Consider the following 20082-nt stretch of genomic DNA (forward strand, 5'->3'; position numbering starts at 1 on the left):
GCTCCGCTCTCCCTGTGCAAGCAGTAATGAATATGTGACAAAAGGTTTAAGGTATTAAGCGGCGATACGTTAGAGCGTCATAAGTCTGTCCGTTGTGTCCGCGATAGTAATCGCGGCGTCGACCCGCCATGATAAAGCCTTCGGAACTATACAATTTAATGGCGTCATTATCGCTGCGGACTTCGAGATGAATGCTGGTCGCGCCTTGCAATCCGGCATCGCCGATAACGGTACGCAGAAGAGCGCCAGCGACACCGCGGCGACGCAGATGCGGTGTAGTTGCGAGCAACAACAGTTCTGCTTCGTCGAGCACGCGACGCGACAAGGCGAAACCGGCGGATTCACCGCCAACTTCGGCAAGTGTCAGCCACACGCCTGGCATTGCGAGCAGGCCGAGGACTTGATTGTGCGTCCACGCCTCGCCGAAGCGCGGATCGAATGCCGCCTGCATCACACGATCGACACTCGCCAGATCGGCGACGGCGCCGGTCCGCAAGGCGATGCCGATCATCGTGCTCACGCTGCTGGCACGAGCGGCTTCGCGTCGGGCGCGCGGCCGTAGATCGGCTTGGGCTCGAGTGTCGCCCAGTGCGGCGGCAGCAACACCGCGTCGGCGGCGTCGGGCAAGCGCGGATCGGCGACGATCGTCGGGTCGAGCGTGGTCAGGTAGCGGACGCCGCTGCCGATCGCGGTACGCCCTGCCAGCGCGGCGAGCGCCGCTTCGGGCCGCAGCGACGTAAAGGGACCGGTGTCCCGATCTGGCGGGGCAAAACCTTGCATGAAGACCTCGCCATGCCCGCCTTCGAGAATGATCGCAAGATCACCACTGGCGCCGCTGCCGAACGCCGTCGCGGCGAGCAGATTGAGCGAGGAATAGCCGGTGAGCCTTGCGCCCCAGCCGAGCGCGAGGCCGCGCGCGGCGGCGATCCCGACGCGGATGCCGGTGAAGCTGCCCGGCCCGCAATCGACCAGGATCGCGTCGGCACGGCCACCGCCGGGCAAGTCGGCAATCATCGGAATCAGCCGCTCGGCGTGGCCGCGCCCGACGACTTCATGCGTCTGGGCGAGGACCGTGCCGTTCTCGATCAGCGCCACCGAGCACGCAGCGGTGGCGGTTTCGATTACGAGCGTGCGCGACAAGGGCGTCAGGCGAGCGTGTTGAATTTTTCGAACGCCGGGCGGGGGAGGCGCCCGTACACCGTCGAGGGATCGCCATGCCCGAGCGTTGCGATGAAGTTGGTGGTCACGTTCGGCGTGTCGGCGAAGAACGCGGCATCGACCGCCTTGCCGTCAAACCCCGACATCGGCCCGGTGTCGAAGCCGAGCGCACGCGCCGCGATCAGGAAATACGCGCCTTGGAGCGTCGAATTGCGGAAGGCCGACTCGGCCCGAACCTCTTCCTTTGCAAACCACGGCCGCGCATCGACGTGCGGGAAGAGTTCGGGGAGGTGATGGTGGAAATCGCGGTCCATCGCGATGATCACCGTGACGGGCGCCTTGCGCACCTTGTCGGCGTTCGAATCCGAGCAGCAGACCGCGAGTTTTTCCTTCGCAGCGTCGCTGGTGCACCAGACGAAGCGCGCGGGAAGCTGATTGGTCGCGGTCGGGCCCCATTTCATCAAGTCCCAGATCGCGTGCAGATCTTCGGTGCTGACCGGCTGATCGGTATAGCCGTTATAGCTGCGCGCGGTGCGGAAGATCTGGTCGAGCGCTGCGTCGTCGATGATGGCCATGCTCAGACTGCTCGCACTTCGGTGACTTCGGGGACGTAATATTTGAGCAATTGCTCGATACCGTTCTTGAGGGTCGCGCTCGACGACGGGCAGCCGGCGCACGCGCCCTGCATCGCGAGGAACACCTTGCCCTTGTCGAAGCCGCGATAGACGATGTCGCCGCCGTCATTGGCGACCGCCGGGCGAATGCGCGTCTCGATCAGATCCTTGATCTGCGCGACGATGTCGGCGTCGGCGGGATCGTCGTTGAAGCTATCCTCGGCGGGGACTGCGATGCCACCGGCATTACCGGGTTTGAACAGCGGCATGTTGGCGCTGAAATGATCGAGCAGCAGGCCGAGCACATCGGGCTTGAGCGCCGACCAATCGACCCCGGCGGCGGCGGTGACCGAGACGAAATCGCGCCCGAAGAACACGCCCGTGACGTCACCCAGGCCGAATAGCGCGTCGGCGAGCGGCGACGCCTCGGCGTCCTCGGGCGTGACGAAATCGCGGGTGCCCGCTTCCATCACGACACGGTTGGGGAGGAATTTGAGCGTCGCCGGGTTGGGCGTCGTTTCGGTTTCGATCAACATGCCTGCCATGTGGCGCGCGTGTGCGGCGGGTGCAAGGGTGGATATGGAAACGCTGGGGTGCTGGCGGTCGCCGCATTCCGCCGCTATCTACGCCAGATGATCTCGCCCTCGCGTATGACGCGCTTCGCCTTCGCTTCCGTCCTGGTCCTGGCTGCCGTGCCGCAGGTCGTCGCCCAGACCGCTCCCGCGCAGCCCGCACTGCGCGCCGCCAACACGCCGGTCGATCCGCAGAGCGCGATCGCGAGCCGCGAGGCGTGGCTCTACAAGGGCAGCGACATTACCCCCGATCCGGCGTGGCATTTCGGTACGCTGAAAAATGGTCTGCGCTATGCCGTGCGCAAGAACGGAGTCCCGCCGGGGCAGATTTCGATGCGCGTCCGGATCGACGCGGGTTCGCTCTACGAGACCGACCCCGAGCGCGGCTTCGCGCATCTCATCGAGCATCTCTCGTTCCGCGGCTCGCAATACGTTCCGGATGGCGAAGCCAAGCGCATCTGGCAGCGGATGGGCACGACCTTCGGCTCGGACACCAACGCACAGACCACGCCAACGCAGACGGTCTACAAGCTCGATTTGCCGAGCGCGACCGAGGCGGGGATCGACGAGAGTCTCAAGATCCTGTCGGGGATGGTCTCCAACCCCAACATCACCGCGACCGCGCTGGGGGCCGAGCGGCCCGCGGTGCTCGCCGAACAGCGCGAGCAGCCGGGGCCGCAAGTGCGCGTGATCAATGCGCTCAACGAGACGTTCTTCGCCGGGCAGCCGCTCGCCGATCGTTCGCCGATCGGCCACGTCAAGGAGCTCGAGGCGGCGACCGCCGAGACCGTTCGCGCGTTCCATGATCGCTGGTATCGCCCCGAGCGGACGCTCGTCGTGATCGCGGGCGATTTCGATCCGGCCAAACTCGAGACGATGGTCGCGAAGAATTTCGGCGGGTGGAAGGGCATCGGCCCCAATCCCGCCGACCCCGATTTCGGCAAGCCCGACCCCAAGCAGACCACCACCAAGGCGGTGGTCGAGCCCGGCATTCCGACGCGGATCGAAATGGCGATCGTGCGGCCGTGGCGGTACAATGACGATACGATCGTCTTCAACCAGAAGCGGCTCGCCGATTTCATCGCGCTCGCGGTGATCAACCGCCGGCTCGAGACGCGCGCGCGCTCGGGCGGCAGTTATATTGCCGCCGCAGTGCGGCTCGACGATCCGTCGCGCTCGGCCAACGGCACCTTCGTGACGATCCTGCCGGTTGGCTCGGCGTGGGATCCGGCGTTGAAGGATGTTCGCGCGGTGATCGCCGACGCACAGGCCTCGCCGCCGACCAAGGCCGAGATCGAGCGCGAGCTCGCCGAGCAGCGCGTGTCGTTCAAGACGCAAGTCGACACCTATCGCGCCGAGGCCGGTAGCAAGGAAGCCGACGACATGGTCCAGGCGCTCGACATTCGCGAGACGACGACCTCGCCGGCGGTGATCCAGGGCGTGTTCGAGGATGCGGTCAAGAAGGGCTTCTTCGCCCCCGACAAGATCCTCGCTGCGACCAAGCGGCTGTTCCAGGGCACCGCGACGCGCGCGCTGATCTCGACTCCGACCGCCGAGCCGGGGCTCGAGACGACGCTTGCCAACGCGCTCAAGGTCGATGTGAAGGGGCTCGCGGGGAAGCGCACGCGGCAGGGCAATGTGACCTTCGCCAGCCTGCCCAAGCTCGGCGCGCCGGCGACGATCGTCTCGAACACGCCGATCAAGGAGTTCGAGATGCAGGAGTACAACCTGTCGAACGGTGTGCGCGTGCTGGTCTATCCGACGACGTCGGAGGACAGCCGCGTCTATGTCCGCGTGCGCTTCGGCGGCGGCTACAACGCGCTGCCGTCGAACAAGGAGACGCCAGCCTGGGCAGCCGATCTCGCGCTCACCGCGGGTGGCATCGGCAAGCTCAACCAGGGCGATCTCGATGCGCTCACCTCGGGTCGTCGGATCGGGCTCGATTTCGGGATCGACGAGGACGCCTTCCTCTACAATGCGCTGACTTCGCCCGCCGATCTCGACGACCAGTTGAAGCTGATCGCTGCCGCCATGTCGGCGCCGGCGTGGGATCCGGCGCCGGTGCTGCGCGCGCGCGCGGTCGCGGTGTCGTCCTATGCCGGCGCGAATGCGTCGCCGACGGGCGTGCTGTCGCGCGATCTCGATCGCTTGCTGCGCGATGGCGATCCGCGCTGGGGTACGCCGAGCCTTGCCGCGATCAACGCGACGACGCCTGCCGCCTTCCGCGCCTTGTGGGAGCCGCTGCTCAAGACCGGGCCGGTCGAGGTGATGGTGTTCGGCGATATCAAGGCCGACGTTGCGATCGCGGCGGTGCAGAAGACGCTCGGCGCGCTCCCGCCGCGCACTGCGGCGACCGAGCAGACCCCGCCACCGCATTTCCCGGCGCACAACACCACGCCCGTCACGCGCACGCATGACGGCCCGGCGAACCAGGCGGCGGCGGTGATCGCGTGGCCGACCGGGGGCGGCGTCGCGGGCCTGTCCGAAGCACGGCGGCTCGAAGTGCTCGCGGCGATCTTCAGCGATCGGCTGTTCGACCGGCTGCGCTCGCAGGCGGGCGCGAGCTACAGCCCCAACGTATCGAGCGATTGGCCGACCGGTTTCGCGACCGGCGGCAAGATGGCCGCGATCGGCCAGGTCGCGCCCGAGAACATCCCGCTATTCTTCAAGCTCTCGCGCGAGATTGCGGCGGAACTGGTGTCGACGCCGATCGACGCCGACGAATTGAAGCGGACGATCGGGCCGATGCAGCAGTCGATCCAGCGCCAGTCGACCGGCAACCAGTTTTGGATGAACCAGCTCGACGGCGCGACCTATGATCCGACCCGGATCAATGCGCTGATGCATCTCTATTCGGATATCTCGAACATCACCGCAGCGCAGCTGCAGGAGACCGCGGCGAAGTATCTGCGGCCCGATCGCGACTGGACGTTGCAGGTGGTGCCGGCGGGCGAGGGGAAGAAGTAAGCCCTCACGTCACCCCGGCCTTGTGCCGGGGGCCACCGTTCCGCGCGTGCTGCGTCTGCAGCGCGCGTGTAGCGCTGGACCCCGGGACGAGCCCGGGGTGACGGGTTTGGACTGCGGGGCCGGGGGGTTGAGCGGATCGGTACCGCCCCAACGCGTCACCCCCTCCTTGTGCCGGGGTCTACCCCGCTGCGCGTGCTACGACGCGGCGCGAGGGGCGTGGTGGACCCCGGCACAAGGCCGGGGTGACGTTCGAGGGTCAGCGGATCGGCGAGTTCGGGTCGAGCCGCATATCCAGATACTTGTCCACGCTGCCCATCAGCTGCGGCATTTCGTGTTCGAAGAAATGGTTCGCCTTGGGGATCGTGTCGTGGTGGATCGTGATGTGCTTTTGCGTGCGGAGCTTGTCGACCAGCTTCTGCGTCGCGAGCGGGGGCGAGACTTCGTCATTCTCGGCTTGAATGATGATGCCGCTCGCCGGGCACGGCGCGAGGAAGGTGAAGTCGTACATGTTCGCCGGCGGCGCGACCGAGATGAAGCCGCGGATTTCCGGGCGGCGCATCAGCAGCTGCATGCCGATCCACGCGCCGAAGCTGACGCCCGCGATCCAGGTGGTCTGCGCCTCGGGGTGGAAGCTCTGCACCCAGTCGAGCGCCGACGCCGCGTCGGACAGCTCGCCCACGCCGTTGTCGAAGGTGCCCTGGCTCTTGCCGACGCCGCGGAAGTTGAAGCGCAGCGTCGCGAAGCCGCGGCGCTGAAAGGTCTTGTAGAGCTCCATCACGATGTGGTTGTTCATCGTGCCGCCGGCTTGCGGATGCGGGTGGAGGATCATCGCGACGGGCGCGCGCGGGCGGGGTCCGGGGACGAAACGACCTTCGAGGCGACCATCGGGGCCGGGGAAAATGACTTCTGGCATCGGACCTGCTGACTGTAGAATGTGGGGCGCGGCCCGTAGGATATGGGCGCGGGAGCTTGTGCGCTATATAGCCATGACCCTGCTTTTCGCAATCTTAACGGAGCCGCCCCGCTTTTGACCGACCGCCCCGCTTCCCGCCTCTATCTCGATCACGCGGCGACGACGCCGATGCTGCCGGCCGCGATCGCCGCGGTGGAGGCGGGGATGCGCAGCTGGGCCAACCCGTCCTCGCCGCATGCCGAGGGTCGCGCGGCGCGCGCGGCGCTCGAGGCGGCGCGGGCGAGGATCGCCGCTGCCTATGGCTGGGGCGGCGAGACGATCCTGACAAGCGGGGCGAGCGAGGCGCTGGCGATCGCACTCGCGCGCGCGGTGGCGGCGCGGCGGCTGATTTCGGCGGTCGAGCATGACGCGGTGATTCGTGCTGGCGGCGATGCCGGCGTGGTGCCGGTCGATGGCCAAGGGTTGCTTGATTTGACCGCGCTTGCCGCGATGCTCGACGGCGAACGCGCGATCGTCGGGGTGCAGTGGTGCAACAGCGAGACGGGAGTGCGGCAGCCGATCGCCGAGATCGCCGCGATCGTTCGTGCCGCGGGATCGCTGCTGCTGGTCGATGGTGCCCAGATGCCGGCGAGCGCTGCCGGCGACGTCGTCGAGCATGCCGATTTCCTGGCAATCTCGGCGCACAAGCGCGGTGGCCCGCCGGGGATCGGCGCGCTGCTGGTGCGCGATATCGCGACGCTCAGCCCGACTGGCGGGCAGGAACGCGGCTATCGCGGCGGGACCGAGAATGTGCCCGCCGCGCTCGGTTTCGCTGCGGCTTTGGCTGAGGCGGAATATGTCGCCGAAATGCGCTCGCTGCGCGCGAAGCTCGATGACGCGATCGCACGCTCGGGCGGCCAGCTCGTCGCAGCCGACGCGCCGCGGCATTCGGCGATCGGCGCGTATCGCATGCCGGGGATGGCAGCGGCGACGCAGTTGATCCGCTTCGACATGGCGGGGATCGCGGTGTCGGCGGGGAGTGCGTGTTCGTCGGGGAGCATGAAGCCGAGCCATGTGCTCGGCGCGATGGGGTGGAGCGTCGAGGCATCGCGCGATGTGGTGCGCGTAAGCTTCGGGCGCACGACGACCGAGGCCGATGTCGATCGCTTCATTGCCGAATGGCGCAGCATCGCCCGCTCGGCGCGGGCGTTTGCGGCATGATCTATCTCGATTACCAAGCGACCACGCCGCTTGCGCCCGAGGCGTTCGACGCGATGCTGCCGTGGCTGCGCGACCAGCACGCCAACCCGCATTCGGCGCATGCCGCAGGGCGCAAGGCCAAGGCGGTGGTCGAGGTCGCGCGGTCGCGGATCGCCGAACATTTTGGCGATGACGGCGATATCGCCTTCACCAGCGGCGCGACCGAGGCGCTCAACTGGGCGATCAAGGGCACGAAAGGGCCGATCGTGACGCTCGCAACCGAGCATGCCGCCGTGCTCGACACGGTCGAAGCCGAGCGCGCGCGCGGCCGCACGGTGACCATCCTTCCGGTAGGCACGGACGGGCTCGTTGATCTGGGCGTTGCGGAGGCGGCGATCGGGCCGGGGACGGGGCTCGTTGCGGCGATGCTGGTCAATAACGAGATCGGCGTGGTCCAGCCGATCGCGGAACTGGCCGAGCTCGCGCATCGCGCCGGTGCGTTGATGCTGTGCGACGCGGTGCAGGGGTTCGGACGTGTCTCGATTCCGTCGAGCTGCGATCTCGTCGCGCTGTCGGCACACAAAGTCTATGGACCCAAGGGCATCGGGGCACTGTGGATCCGCAAAGGGGTCGCGCTCGCGCAGTTGCTGCATGGCGGCGCGCAGGAAGCTGCGGGACGATCGGGCACGCTGTCGCCTGCGCTGTGTGCGGGGTTCGGCGAAGCGGCGCGGCTGCTGCAGACGGAGGAATATCCCGACGCGCTCAAGGTCGACTGCCTGTGGACGCTCGCCACCGAACGCCTCGGCCCCGAGTGGCACATCAACGGATCGACCGAGCAGCGCTATCACGGCAATCTCAACATCCGCCGCGATGGGCTCGACGTCGCGCGGTTGATGTCCGACCTCCGCGATATCGCCTTTTCGGCGGGGTCGGCGTGTGCGAGTGGTTCTGGCCGATCGAGCCACGTGCTGCGCGCGATCGGGCTCTCCGAGGCGCAGGCGCGCTCCAGTATCCGGCTGGGCTTTGGTCGCTACACAACCGAGGCGGAGCTGGCCGAGGCGATCGACCGGATCGTGGCAGCCGCCGATGCGCAACGGATCGCGGGAGGAATTGCGGCATGACGCTGGTACGCTTCATTGGAATCGACGGAACACTGCGCGAGGTCGATGCCGCGCCCGGCGCGCGGCTGCTCGAGGTCGCGCAGGCCGATGGCCAACCGCTCGAGGGCACGTGCGAAGGACAGATGGCCTGCTCGACCTGCCACGTCATCGTCGCCGCCGAGGATTTCGCCAAGCTCCCGCCGCCGAGCGAGGATGAAGAGGATATGCTCGACCTCGCGGCCGGTGCAACGCGGACCAGCCGGCTCGCGTGCCAGATCCTGCTCACGTCTGATCTCGATCAATTAACTGTCAGGATTCCCGGCGAAGTTCGGAACATGCAAGGCCGTTGATCATTACGCTCGCGTACCCCTTGGTACCCACTGGGAGAGATTTGATGAAGCTTGCAGCCCTCGTTTCCGCTGGCCTGATCGCCGCCGCTGCCCTCGTTCCCGCCGCCGCCAGCGCGCAGCAGAACCGCCACGACCGCGTCGTAACGCGGACCGTCCATACCGAGCGCCACAATGGCTACCGCAACCACACGCGCCGCGTCTGCAAGGTGACCTATCGCCATCACAAGCGCATCCGCACGTGCCGCACCGTCCGCTACTGAGACCGGCTAGGCAAGCCCCGCCGATAAAGCGGGCTTGATCCCGCCGCCCGACCCCGCCATATGCGCCGCGGGAGTCGGGCGGACGTAGTCGTCGCCAACCTGGTCAGATCCGGAAGGAAGCAGCCACAACGATTTCGCTGCGGGTCGTTCCGGCTCCCACCGCGCAGGCGCCACGCTGCACCGCAGTTGTAGCTCGAGGTCGCAGCAAGCGCGGCCGGCGGCGCCTCCAGCGCCGTCCGACGACACGGCTTAGCCGGGTCGCCGCTCAACCGCCCGACCGCGGCAAAGCCTGGAGCCGATCCTCCAGCCGCTGCGGCGCGCACACGTCGGTCGACCGATCGCGCTGCATCACGGTTTCAACGCGCTACGCCCTGCGCAACCTTCGCCGCGGCAGCATCGTTTCGATCATGAAGCAATCGCGAGTTTTCCGCATGACTGGCCTTATCTCCACGATTCTCGTCGCCGGGCGCGACCGTCAGCGGCTGAGCGAGATCGTCCAGGTGGCGTCGCGGTTCGGGCTCGGGGTATTGCTCGCGCAGCTCGGGCTCGCGCGCGCGCCGGTCGATGCGGCGCTGCCCGACGAGCCCAACACGCTGCCGCGCAGGACGCGGCTCGCGCTCGAGGAACTTGGCCCGACCTTCGTCAAGCTTGGTCAGATCCTCGCGACTCGCGGCGATTTGCTGACGCCCGAATGGATCGCCGAACTCGAGCTGCTCCATTCGCGTGCGCCGACGTTGCCGTTCGAGACGCTGCGCCCGGCGGTCGAGGCGGCGCTCGGCCAATCGCCCGAAACCGCGTTCGCGACCTTCGATCCCGCGCCGCTCGCCGCGGCGTCGATGGCGCAAGTGCACCGCGCGACGCTCACCGATGGGAGCGCGGTCGTGCTCAAGATCCGGCGCCCAGACATCCGCCCGCGGATGGAGGCGGATCTCCGCCTGATCGCGCACCTCGCCGCGCTGGCCGAGACGGGCAGTGCGGAGGCGCGGCGTTTCCGGCCGTCGGAGATGATCCGGCAATTGGCCGAGGCGGTGCTCGAGGAACTCGATTTCACTGCGGAGGGGCGCAACGCCGACCGACTGCGCGCCGATTTCGCCGACGATGCGCGGATCGTCATTCCGCAGATCCACTGGGAATGGACGTCGGAGACGCTGTTGGTGATGGACTATGTCGCGGGGGTGCCGCCGCGCGACGGCGCGACGCTGCGTGCCGCCGGGATCGATCCGAGCGCGATCGCCGCACTCGGGGCCGATCTCGTGCTCGACATGGTGCTCGTCAACGGGCGCTTCCACGGCGATCCGCATCCAGGCAATCTGCTGTGCCTGCCGGGCAATCGCATCGCGTTGCTCGATCTCGGGATGATCGGCCATGTCTCGCCGCGGCGGCGCGAGGAATTCATCGGTTTCGTCCAGGCGCTGTCGCGGTCCGATCCGGCGCAGCTGGCCGATGTACTGGCGGTATGGTCGGCGGGGAGCGGTGTGCCGCGCGAGCGCGTGCAGGCGGCGGCGGAGCGGCTGATCGTCCGTCACGGCGGCGGTCGCGTCCTGCTGGCGCCGATCGTCGGCGATCTGCTGCCGCTGATGCGCGACGAAGGCATGACGATGCCGCCCGATCTGCTGCTGATCTTCAAGGCGCTGGTGACGATCGACGGCGTGTTGCAAGCGATCGAGCCCGATTTCGATCTCTCGGCGGCGATGCAGCGCGCGACCCTGCGAATCGTCAAGGCACGGCTGTCGTCGGAGCATTGGGCGCCGGTCGTGCAAGCGCTTGCGTGGGAGGTGATCAAGCTTGGCGACGATGCCCCGCGGCTCGTCCGCGCGGCGGTCCGCCGGCTCGAGGCGGACCCCGCCGGACCGGTGCAGAGCGACCCGGCGGCTGCGATCCTGACGGTGGGGCGCTGGATCGCGGCTGCGGTGCTCGTTGCCGCGGGGATCATTGCGGCGGCGCTGTTCCTTGCCTGAGCGGGGCAGGGCGCGCTAATCGCCGCGTCGCGCACCAACCCTTCGACACGGCGCGCCCGCCGCGCTAGACCGCCCGGCGATGTCCGACTCCTTCGATCTCGACCTTCCCGTCACCGCCTCGAAGGACGCGTACCGCGTCCTCGCGCGCAAATATCGACCGCAGACCTTTGGCGAGCTGATCGGCCAGGATGCGATGGTCACCACGCTCGGCAATGCGATCCGGCGCGGGCGCCTCGCGCATGCCTTCCTGCTGACCGGCGTGCGCGGGGTCGGCAAGACCTCGACCGCGCGAGTGCTGGCGAAGGCGCTCAATTGCATCGGGCCCGACGGCAGCGGCGGCCCGACGATCGACCCGTGCGGAGTTTGCGAGCCGTGCGTCGGGATCGCCGAGGGGCGGCATATCGACGTGATCGAGATGGACGCCGCGAGCCATACCGGCGTCGACGACATGCGCGCGGTGATCGATGCCTCGCGGATGACGGCGTTCGTCGCGCGCTACAAGATCTACATCATCGACGAAGTCCACATGCTGTCGAAGAACGCGTTCAACGCGTTGCTCAAGACGCTCGAGGAGCCGGCCGAGGGCGTGAAGTTCGTGCTCGCGACGACCGAGGTCAACAAGGTGCCGGTGACGGTGCTGTCGCGCTGCCAGCGCTTCGATCTGCGGCGCATCCCGGCCGAGAAGCTCGCCGAGCATTTCGCGCGCGTGTCGAAGGCCGAAGGCGTCGAGGCTGAGCCCGAGGCCTTGGGGCTGATTGCGCGGGCGGCGGAAGGCTCGGCGCGCGACGGGCTGTCGATCCTCGACCAGGCGATCGCGCATGCCGATATGGACGGCGGCGCGGTGAGTGCGGCGGCGGTGCGCGACATGCTCGGCCTGTCCGATCGCGGTGCGATCCGTGACTTGATGGCGTTGCTGATCGCGAGCGACGGCGTTGGCGCGCTTGCCGCGCTTCGCCGGCAATACGATCTCGGCGTCGATCCGCTCGGCGTACTGCGCGGGCTCCTCGAAACGGTCCATGCGACGACGCTGGTGAAGCTCGGCGCGACGCAGGAAGCGGGGCAGGCGACCGAAGAGCGCGAGGCGCTGGTCGGCTGGGCCGAGACGCTGTCGTTCGCGGTGCTCCACCGGCTGTGGCAGTTGCTGCTCAAGGGCCATGACGAAGTCGCCCGCGCGGCGATGCCGATCGAGGCGTGCGAGATGGCGTTGTTGCGGCTCGTCCATGCCTCGAGCCTGCCCGATCCGGGCGAGCTCGCGCGGATGATCGCGGCGGGCGCGCCGATGATGGCGGCGCCGGTCGCGCAAGCCGCCGCCGCACCGGCGCAGGCGCCCGCCGCCGAGGCGGTCTTGCCGAGCACGGTCGAGGGGATCGTCGCGCTGCTCGAGGATGCCGGCGAACTCGCGCTGTCGTCGCGGATCGTGCATCATGCGAGCGTGATCAGCATCGTCGAGGCCGAGCTCGTGCTGAGCAACGCGCGACCGCTGCCGGCCGATCTGGTCGGTGATCTCGGTGCCGCGCTCAAAGCGCTCACGCGCCGCGCGTGGAAGATCACGACGTCGCCCAAACCCGGCCGGCCGACATTGCGCGAGGCCGAAGCCGCCCAATATGAGAGTTTCAAGGCCAGCATCTTGGCAAGCCCGATGATCGAAGCGGCGTTTGCCGCTTTCCCGGGCGCCGAGCTGCCCGAGACCGAGATCAAGAGCTTGCTCGAAAAAAGGAGACATACCGCATGAAGAGCATCGAAGATATCATGGCGATGGCGCAGAACGTCCAGGCCGAGCTGACCAAGGCGCAGGACGGGCTCGACAAGATCGAGGTCGAAGGGGCAGCCGGCGGCGGGCTCGTCAAGGTGCGGGCGTCGGCCAAGGGGCGGATCATCGGGATCGAGATCGACCCGTCGCTGCTCCAGCCGAGCGAGAAGCAGATGGTCGAGGATCTGGTGATCGCGGCGTTCAACGACGCGAAGGTCAAGGCCGATGCGGCGTCGGGTGCGGAAATGGCGAAGATGACGAGCGGCATTCCGTTGCCGCCGGGCTTCAAGCTCCCGTTCTGAACGGCCCGTACGCCACGGGCCTTCGCTCGTTTCTGGGAGGCGGGTGATGTGCCTGCATCGGTCCGCTCGAAGCGCCAGCGGCTGAGTCGGACAGGGCGCTGCCGCCACGGTATGAAGGGTTCGTTTCCGAAAGGGCCGGATCGGAATATTTGTGGCGGCGCCGACACATAACGTCAACAATCATGTGCATTCGACGTCAAAGCGCTTTTCAACCTTTCAACTGACATTCATCATCCTGGCAACCGGCTGAGAGAAGCCGAGCTTAACAGGGATATGAAATGCTTGTAGGAACACCTCGTGGGCGGGCTTTGCTCGCCCTGTCCGCGTCGCTCTTTGCGATCGTGACGGCAAGTTCAGCGGTCGCACAGGACACCGCGCCAACGCCCGGCAGCGTCCCGCCGACCACCCAGCCAGCCACTGCCGACGACACGACCGGCGAGATCGTCGTCACCGGATCGCGCATCCGCAATCCGAACGGCGCGTCCGCGGTTCCGATCAACTCGATCAGCGCTGCCGAATTGCTGCAGACCGGCACGACCAACATCGGTGAAGTGCTCAACAAGCTGCCCGGCACCGCCAACACGTTCAGCCAGGCAAACTCGACTCGTTTCCTCGGCACCGCCGGCCTCAACCTGATCGATCTCTACGGCCTGGGTACGCAGCGCACGCTGGTCCTCGTCAACGGCCGCCGTCACGTCGCTTCGGACGTGCTCAACAACGCGGTTTCGACCGACATCAACACCATCCCGAGCGACCTGATCGAGCGTGTCGACATCGTCACCGGCGGCAGCTCGGCAATCTATGGTTCGGACGCGATCGCTGGCGTCGTGAACTTCGTCCTCAAGGATCATTTCGAAGGTCTGCAGGTTCGCGGCCAGGGTAACATCACCCCGCACGGCGATGCCGGATCCTATTATGGCAGCCTGCTCGCCGGCAAGAATTTCGCCGACGGCCGCGGCAACATCGCGATCGATCTCGAATATGCGCGGCAGAACAGCCTCTACGCTTCGGACCGTTCGAACTATGCCAGCAGCAACGGCTTCGTGCTGGTGAACTCGGCCGGCGGTGCGAACACGTCGGGGCCTGCCAACAACCAGTTCTTCAACGACCGTCGCACCGGCACGATCTCCGATGGCGGCCTCGTCGCCTTCGGCAGCACGACGGGCGCATGCGGCCGCGATTCGCAGGGCCGTGCGTTCACCTGCAACTATCTGTTCCAGCCGGACGGTTCGCTCGTGCAGCAGACCGGCACGCGCGTCGGTCTCGCGCCGACGGCGGGTTCTCCCTCGGGCAGCTCGTTCATCGGCGGCAACGGCAACACCGGGCGTGAAAACACGCTGGTCCAGCTCTACCCCGAACTCGATCGCTATTCGGCGAACTTGATCGGCCATTTCGAAGTCTCGAAGGCGTTCATCCCGTTCGTCGAAGCGAGCTTCGTGCGCACCAATTCGGTCGGGCAGGGCTCCTCGGGTCCGGCGTTCATCACCGGTTCGACGATCGGCAGCGCGTTCGGCTATTCGGCACCGCTGTCGACCTATGAGCGGCCGAACCTCGACAATCCGTATTTGTCGACTCAGGCGCGCGCGCAGATCATCTCGGCATTGGTTGCCGGTGGCGCCAACCCAGCGAACATCACGGGGGCGACGCGCTTCACGCTGCGCCGCAACCTGACCGATCTCGGCACGCGTACCGAATCGGCGACGCGCGACACGTATCGTATCGTCGGCGGCGTCCGGGGTGATCTCAGCAGCCACCTCAACTACGAGGTTTCGGCGAACTATGGCGAGTTCATCGAGAACACCCGCCTCGAAGGCGTGATGAACACCCAGCGCTTCCTGCTCGCAATGGACGCGCAGCGGAACGCATCGGGCCAGATCGTCTGCGGTTCGCAGATCAGCGCTGCCCGTGCCGGTACCGATCTCAACGGCGATGCCGCCAACCTGGCGCGCGACATCGCGGCGTGCGTTCCGATCAATCCGTTCGGCAACGGTAACATCTCGCAAGCTGCCAAGAGCTACCTGCTCAACTCGATCTCGGCTTCTGGAAAGCTGACGCAGCTCGACATCGTGGGTACGATCGCGGGCGATACGGGTGCCTTCTTCAACTTGCCGGGCGGCCCGATCCGCGGCTCGGTCGGTGGCGAATATCGTCGTGAAACCGCGCGCTATGCGCAGGATGCGGGGGTCGCGAACGGCTATTATTTCTACAATGCGATCCCGGCCTTCACGCCGACGTCGTTCGAGGTGAAGGAAGCGTTCGCCGAGGTTCAGCTGCCGCTGCTCCGCGATCTGCCGTTCGCCAAGGAACTGACCGTCGGTTCGGCTGCACGCGTTTCGAACTATAAGGGTTCGGCGGGCACGACTTGGACGTACAATGCGACCGGGACCTACAAGCCGATCGATCAGATCACGTTCCGTGGATCGTACAACATCGCGGTCCGTGCGCCGAACCTCGCCGAGCTCTACACCCCGCAGGGCCAAAACTTCGCGCCGGGCTTCATCGATCCGTGCGCTGCGGATCACATTGCGGAGGGCTCGGCCAACCGCGCGGCGAACTGTGCCGCTGCAGGGCGTCCGGCGGGCTACAACTATGCGTACAACCAGTCGCTGGTGTACCGCAGCGGTGGCAACCCCGATCTGAAGGCGGAAGAATCGCGCTCGATCACGGCGGGTGTGGTGTTGCAGCCGGTCCGCGACCTCGTCCTAAGCGTCGATTACTACGACATCAAGGTCGACAACGTCATCCAGTCGGTCGATGGGCAGACGATCGTCGATCAGTGCTACGATCTGTCGAACCCGAACAACCAGTTCTGCGGCCAGTTCAAGCGTGCCGGTGCAACGGGTGGTTCGGGCGGCGAAGAGCCGTTCCGCATCATCGAAGGCAGCCTGCTCGCCTCGTCGCTCAACTACGCCAAGCTTCAGGCGCGCGGCATCAACACCGACGTCACCTATCGTCACAAGTTCGGCGACTTCGGCGCAACGGTGCATGTGGTGTGGAATCACTCGATCCTGAACGACCAGTTCACCGACCCGACCGATCCGACCTATGTCACGCGTTTCAACACGACCGTCGGCATTCCGAAGGATCGCGTCAACGCAAGCTTCGGCTTCACCTACAACAAGCTCTTCCTGAACTATCAGGTGCGCTACATTTCGCCGCAGCTGATCGGCGATTACGAGACGGTGAACTCGGTTCAGGGTCGCGCGCCGACCAACCCGAACCAGTATCCGAACAACTACTATCCGGCGGTCGATTATCACGATTTCCGCCTGGGCGTGAACGTGACGCCGAAGTCGACCTTCTATGTCGGCATCGACAACGCCTTCGACCGGCAGCCGCCCTACGGCTCGACCGGCATCGGCGGCGGCACGGCGATCTTCGACAATATCGGTCGCCGCCTGTACGCAGGTGTCACCGCGAACTTCTGATCGGCTTCGATCGGAACGACACCTTGGGGTCGCCGCGAAAGCGGCGGCCCTTTTTGTATCGCGAAGCGCGTGTGGCATGGGAGTAGATGATGCCTGGTAATCCACCCCCGCCAGCATGGCTGGTCGCGATCGAGCGTGATGCGAATGCCGGCAGCGGCGCGGCGTTGCTCGAGCTTGCGCGCTTGTACCTGGTGGGCCGCGACGTACCGCGCGATCTGCCGCGCGCGCGCGACCATTTCGCGCGAGCCGCCGCGGCGGGCGAGCAGACTGCGGCAGCGGTGTATCGTGCGTTTGTTGCCAATGGCACGGGCGGGGCGCCGGACTGGCCTGCGGCGCTGCGGTTGCTCGAGGCGGATCACGTCGATCCCGATGCGGCGGAGCAGCTTTCGCTGATCGCCGCGATGGCGCTCGATGAAACGGGCGCGGGACCGATGCCGCTCGTGGGTGAGCCGCTCAGCGCACAGCCACGGATCCTCCTGTTCCGGCGGTTCCTGAGCAACGCGGAAGCAGACTATCTCGTCGCGCGTGCCACGCCACGCTTTCAGCCTGCACTCGTCGTGCATCCCGTGACGGGCCAGCAGATCCCCGACCCGATTCGGACATCGAACCTGGCTGCGTTTCCGCTGGCGCTCGAACAGCCAGCGATCCACGCGATCAATCGCCGGATCGCGGCCGCGAGCCAGACCGACGTGGGGGCTGGCGAACCGCTGACGGTGCTGCGCTATCGGCCGGGGCAGCAATATCGCGCGCATCTCGACACCTTGCCTCGCGTCGACAATCAGCGCCTCGCGACGATGCTCGTCTATCTCAACGACGGCTATGGTGGTGGCGAAACCCACTTTCCGAAAATCGGCCTCAAAGTCCGGGCGCAAAAGGGGGATGCCTTGCTCTTTTACAATGTGCGCGATGGCGGGCAGCCCGATCCGCTCACCTTGCATGAAGGCATGGTCGTCTCGGCCGGAGAAAAGCTGGTCGCATCGCGCTGGATCCGGCAGTCTCGTCTGATGCTGTGATATCACCATAGCGTGACGCGCGCTCGCCGCTGGCGCTTTTGGCGCGGGCGAGGACGAAGCCGGTTGTTCGACCATGCGCTTTGGGTGTGCGTCAGCTTTATTCGTCGCCTGTACCCGGTGGGGGGTTGGGAACGCGGCTCGCTGCCGCTACCCTTGCGCCAATGTTTGGAAGTGGCGACGTTGCAGCAATTCTGGTCGGGGTCGCACTCGCCGTGTTTATCGGCGGGACCGGCTGGGTGCTGTACACCGGCCTGCGCGCGCGGCGGGCCGCGTCCGATGCGATCGCGAGCAATGCCCGGTTGGGTGCGATGCTCGCGTCGGCGCCTGCGCTGGCGATGGTCGTGCGCGCCGACGGGCGGGTCGAATGCAGCGCGCGGCTCGCGTCCTGGCTCGGGCTGTCGACGCCGCCACGCTATCTCGATGATCTCGCACAGGCCGATGCCGGCCTCTCCACCGACGACGCCGCCGCGCTCGCCGCCGATGTCGTGTCGGCGCAGAAATCGGGGCGCGGCTTTTCGCGCACCGTGCGCGCGCAAGGCTCCGACCGCGCGCTGATGATCCGCGGCAGCCGCGCCGCGCGCGAGATGCAGGCGCCGGGCGGGGTGATCCTGTGGGTGTTCGACGCGACCGAGAGCGAGGCCGAGATCGTCCGGCTCGGCGACGCGGTCGGCTATGCGACGACGCTGTACGAGGAACTGAGCGGGGTGATCCAGGCCGCGCCGATGCCGATGTGGTATCGCGGCGCCGACCTGCGGCTCGCCATGGTCAATTCGCATTATGTCGATGCGGTCGAAGGCGCCTCGGCCGAGGACGTCATCGCGCGTGGGCTCGAACTGGTCGAGGGATCGGGGATGGGCGGCCCGCTTGCCAATGCCGTGCTCGCGCGCGATGCCAAGGCGGTGCAAAGCCAGGCGATGCCCGCGACGATCCGCGGAGCGCGGCGGATGCTGCGCGTGTATGACGCCCCGCTGTCGACCGGCGGGGTCGCGGGCTTCGCAATCGACATCGAGGATCTCGAGCAAGCGCGCGCGCGGCTCAAGCGCTTCGACGATGCGCAGCGCGCGATGCTCGACCGGCTTTCGGCGGGCGTGGTGCAGTTCGCCGCGGATCGTTCGCTCGTCTTCTGCAATCAGCCGTTCCGGCGGTTGTTCGCGATGAAGGGCGAATGGCTTGCCGATCGTCCCGAATTCGACCGCGTGCTCGAACGGATGCGTGAAACCAAGCGCCTGCCCGAAGTACGCGATTTCCCCGGCTGGAAGGCCGAGCGGCGCGACTGGTTCCTGGCGGGCGGCGGCGAGGAAGAGGAATGGCATTTGCCGGGCGGCGTGCATCTGCGCGTCGTTGCGCAGCCGCTGCCCGATGGCGGGCTGCTGCTGATCTTCGAAGACCGCACCGAGGAGGTCCAGCTCGCCAGCGCGCGCGACACGCTGCTGCGCGTCCGCACCGCGACCTTCGAGAATCTGCACGAGGCGCTCGGCGTGTTCGCCGCCGATGGGCGCCTGCAATTGTGGAACAACAAGTTTCGCGCGACATGGGGGTTCGACGAGGCGTTCCTCTCGACGCATCCGCGCGTCGATGCGCTTGCCGAGCGCGCGGCGCGCCAATTGTCGAACCCCGAGCGTGCGGTGCTGATCAGCGATCTGGTGCGCGCCGCGACGGTCGAGCGCCAGCAGCGCGGCGGGCGGGTGGCCTTTGCCGACGGGCGGCATTTCGAATTCGCGGCAGTGCCGCTGCCCGATGGCAACGGGCTGTTCACGATGCTCGACATTTCGGACAGCCGCCGGATCGAGACCGCGCTGCGCGACCGCAACGAGGCGCTCGAGGCGGCCGACCGGATCAAGACCGCGTTCGTCGCGACGATGAGCTACGAACTGCGCACACCGCTCACCTCGATCAGCGGGTTCGCCGAGATGCTCCACGAAGGCTATGCCGGCAAGCTGAGCAAGGCGGCAGTCGGTTACGTCGAGGCGATCCTCGAATCGGTCGAGCGATTGGGCATGCTGGTCGACGAAGTGCTCGATCTGACACAGGCCGAAGGGCGCACGCCGACGCTCGAAATGCAGCCGGTCGCGCTCGCGCCGCTCGCGCGCGCTGCCGCCGATGCCGTTGCGCCGCTCGCGGTGAAGCGCAAGCTCGAGTTCGCGGTCGAGATCCTGCCGTCGAGCGGCGAGATTCCGGGCGATGCGAAACGCTTGCAGCAAGTCGTCGAGCATTTGTTGCGTCATGCCGTGTCTGGAACGCCCGAGGGCGGGCGGATCCTGCTGCATGTCGATGGTGGTGCCGATGGCGCGCGGATCGTCGTGTCGGACGATGGCGCGGGGATGTCGCGGCAAGCAGTCGCGCGCGCGTTCGATCGTTTCGGCCAGCCCGGCATCACGCGCGACGGCGAGCGCGCGCTCGGGCTTGGTTTGCCGCTCGCGAAACAGTTCGTCGAGGCGCATGGCGGGACGATCGCGCTGGTGTCCGAGCCGGGGCAGGGGACGCTGATCACGGTGACATTGCCGCGGGGCTGACGTTG

The 20082-nt window shown here is 66.9% G+C and carries 16 protein-coding genes and 1 other RNA gene; 12 read left to right on the forward strand and 5 right to left on the reverse strand.

Translation table 11 applies throughout. From position 1 onward, the window contains the following. Positions 1-46 precede the first annotated feature (46 nt). From ABIB28_RS10095 to ABIB28_RS10110, 4 genes are read right to left on the reverse strand one after another with little or no spacing between them, the layout of a single operon-like run. Positions 47-520: a GNAT family N-acetyltransferase gene (locus ABIB28_RS10095; RefSeq protein WP_322160164.1), complete on the reverse strand. Its 474-nt coding sequence runs from the start codon at positions 518-520 to the stop codon at positions 47-49. Beyond that, positions 517-1140: a tRNA (adenosine(37)-N6)-threonylcarbamoyltransferase complex dimerization subunit type 1 TsaB gene (tsaB, locus tag ABIB28_RS10100; RefSeq protein ID WP_354288028.1), complete on the reverse strand. Its 624-nt coding sequence runs from the start codon at positions 1138-1140 to the stop codon at positions 517-519. Before tsaB ends, ABIB28_RS10095 begins: the two co-directional genes overlap by 4 nt. A 5-nt stretch (positions 1141-1145) precedes the next feature. Continuing rightward, positions 1146-1733 carry a malonic semialdehyde reductase gene (locus ABIB28_RS10105; RefSeq protein ID WP_354288029.1) on the reverse strand — a complete coding sequence of 196 codons (588 nt, stop codon included), beginning with the start codon at positions 1731-1733 and terminating at the stop codon, positions 1146-1148. Positions 1734-1735: 2 nt separating this feature from the next. After that, positions 1736-2308: a NifU family protein gene (locus ABIB28_RS10110; protein WP_189676216.1), complete on the reverse strand. Its 573-nt coding sequence runs from the start codon at positions 2306-2308 to the stop codon at positions 1736-1738. A gap of 96 nt (positions 2309-2404) precedes the next feature. On the opposite strand from ABIB28_RS10110, the gene ABIB28_RS10115 reads away from it, so the two are divergent. Further along, a complete protein-coding gene (locus tag ABIB28_RS10115; protein ID WP_354288030.1) occupies positions 2405-5311 on the forward strand; it encodes a M16 family metallopeptidase in 2907 nt (968 codons plus the stop codon). A gap of 256 nt (positions 5312-5567) precedes the next feature. Here the strand turns inward: ABIB28_RS10115 and ABIB28_RS10120 are convergent, their stop codons facing one another. Beyond that, entirely contained in the window at positions 5568-6224 is a 657-nt protein-coding gene (locus tag ABIB28_RS10120; RefSeq protein ID WP_133186743.1) for an alpha/beta hydrolase, read from the reverse strand. Positions 6225-6266: 42 nt separating this feature from the next. Between ABIB28_RS10120 and ABIB28_RS10125 the strand changes: the two genes are divergently transcribed. The 11 genes from ABIB28_RS10125 (at position 6267) to ABIB28_RS10175 (ending at position 20077) form a co-directional block, all read left to right on the forward strand. Further along, positions 6267-7424, forward strand: coding sequence for a cysteine desulfurase family protein (locus ABIB28_RS10125; RefSeq protein ID WP_354288031.1), 1158 nt, complete (start codon positions 6267-6269; stop codon positions 7422-7424). Continuing rightward, the gene (locus ABIB28_RS10130) at positions 7421-8524 is read left to right on the forward strand and encodes a cysteine desulfurase family protein (protein WP_354288099.1); all 1104 of its coding nucleotides are present in this window, start codon (positions 7421-7423) and stop codon (positions 8522-8524) included. Before ABIB28_RS10125 ends, ABIB28_RS10130 begins: the two co-directional genes overlap by 4 nt. Beyond that, a complete protein-coding gene (locus tag ABIB28_RS10135; protein WP_133186747.1) occupies positions 8521-8853 on the forward strand; it encodes a 2Fe-2S iron-sulfur cluster-binding protein in 333 nt (110 codons plus the stop codon). Before ABIB28_RS10130 ends, ABIB28_RS10135 begins: the two co-directional genes overlap by 4 nt. Positions 8854-8897: 44 nt before the next feature. Continuing rightward, positions 8898-9113 carry a hypothetical protein gene (locus tag ABIB28_RS10140; protein ID WP_133186749.1) on the forward strand — a complete coding sequence of 72 codons (216 nt, stop codon included), beginning with the start codon at positions 8898-8900 and terminating at the stop codon, positions 9111-9113. 66 nt (positions 9114-9179) lie between these two features. Further along, positions 9180-9277: signal recognition particle sRNA small type (gene ffs, locus ABIB28_RS10145), an RNA gene on the forward strand. A gap of 267 nt (positions 9278-9544) precedes the next feature. Continuing rightward, positions 9545-11071 carry an ABC1 kinase family protein gene (locus ABIB28_RS10150; protein WP_354288032.1) on the forward strand — a complete coding sequence of 509 codons (1527 nt, stop codon included), beginning with the start codon at positions 9545-9547 and terminating at the stop codon, positions 11069-11071. A gap of 79 nt (positions 11072-11150) precedes the next feature. Next, positions 11151-12803, forward strand: a complete 1653-nt coding sequence (locus ABIB28_RS10155; protein WP_354288033.1) for a DNA polymerase III subunit gamma/tau — start codon at positions 11151-11153, stop codon at positions 12801-12803. Beyond that, positions 12800-13123 (forward strand): YbaB/EbfC family nucleoid-associated protein, encoded by a 324-nt coding sequence (locus ABIB28_RS10160; RefSeq protein WP_133186755.1) that lies wholly within the window; start codon positions 12800-12802, stop codon positions 13121-13123. Before ABIB28_RS10155 ends, ABIB28_RS10160 begins: the two co-directional genes overlap by 4 nt. Before the next feature lie 308 nt (positions 13124-13431). Then, the gene (locus ABIB28_RS10165) at positions 13432-16551 is read left to right on the forward strand and encodes a TonB-dependent receptor domain-containing protein (RefSeq protein ID WP_354288034.1); all 3120 of its coding nucleotides are present in this window, start codon (positions 13432-13434) and stop codon (positions 16549-16551) included. 89 nt (positions 16552-16640) lie between these two features. Beyond that, on the forward strand, positions 16641-17564 hold the full coding sequence (locus ABIB28_RS10170; RefSeq protein WP_354288035.1) for a 2OG-Fe(II) oxygenase: 924 nt from the start codon (positions 16641-16643) through the stop codon (positions 17562-17564). Positions 17565-17725: 161 nt separating this feature from the next. Beyond that, positions 17726-20077, forward strand: a complete 2352-nt coding sequence (locus tag ABIB28_RS10175) for a sensor histidine kinase (RefSeq protein ID WP_354288036.1) — start codon at positions 17726-17728, stop codon at positions 20075-20077. The last annotated feature ends 5 nt before the right edge of the window (positions 20078-20082 follow it).

It is taken from the genome of Sphingomonas sp. UYEF23, assembly GCF_040546165.1.
GTDB classification, from domain to species: Bacteria; Pseudomonadota; Alphaproteobacteria; order Sphingomonadales; family Sphingomonadaceae; genus Sphingomonas; species Sphingomonas glacialis.

Bases quoted from the DNA above. Each gene is read 5' to 3' on its own strand.
- ABIB28_RS10105 (WP_354288029.1), bottom strand. From the start codon at position 1,733: ATGGCCATCATCGACGACGCAGCGCTCGACCAGATCTTCCGCACCGCG.
- ABIB28_RS10110 (WP_189676216.1), bottom strand. From the start codon at position 2,308: ATGTTGATCGAAACCGAAACGACGCCCAACCCGGCGACGCTCAAATTC.
- ABIB28_RS10115 (WP_354288030.1), top strand. From the start codon at position 2,405: ATGATCTCGCCCTCGCGTATGACGCGCTTCGCCTTCGCTTCCGTCCTG.
- ABIB28_RS10120 (WP_133186743.1), bottom strand. From the start codon at position 6,224: ATGCCAGAAGTCATTTTCCCCGGCCCCGATGGTCGCCTCGAAGGTCGT.
- ABIB28_RS10125 (WP_354288031.1), top strand. From the start codon at position 6,267: ATGGGCGCGGGAGCTTGTGCGCTATATAGCCATGACCCTGCTTTTCGC.
- ABIB28_RS10130 (WP_354288099.1), top strand. From the start codon at position 7,421: ATGATCTATCTCGATTACCAAGCGACCACGCCGCTTGCGCCCGAGGCG.
- ABIB28_RS10135 (WP_133186747.1), top strand. From the start codon at position 8,521: ATGACGCTGGTACGCTTCATTGGAATCGACGGAACACTGCGCGAGGTC.
- ABIB28_RS10140 (WP_133186749.1), top strand. From the start codon at position 8,898: ATGAAGCTTGCAGCCCTCGTTTCCGCTGGCCTGATCGCCGCCGCTGCC.
- ABIB28_RS10150 (WP_354288032.1), top strand. From the start codon at position 9,545: ATGACTGGCCTTATCTCCACGATTCTCGTCGCCGGGCGCGACCGTCAG.
- ABIB28_RS10155 (WP_354288033.1), top strand. From the start codon at position 11,151: ATGTCCGACTCCTTCGATCTCGACCTTCCCGTCACCGCCTCGAAGGAC.
- ABIB28_RS10160 (WP_133186755.1), top strand. From the start codon at position 12,800: ATGAAGAGCATCGAAGATATCATGGCGATGGCGCAGAACGTCCAGGCC.
- ABIB28_RS10170 (WP_354288035.1), top strand. From the start codon at position 16,641: ATGCCTGGTAATCCACCCCCGCCAGCATGGCTGGTCGCGATCGAGCGT.
- ABIB28_RS10175 (WP_354288036.1), top strand. From the start codon at position 17,726: ATGTTTGGAAGTGGCGACGTTGCAGCAATTCTGGTCGGGGTCGCACTC.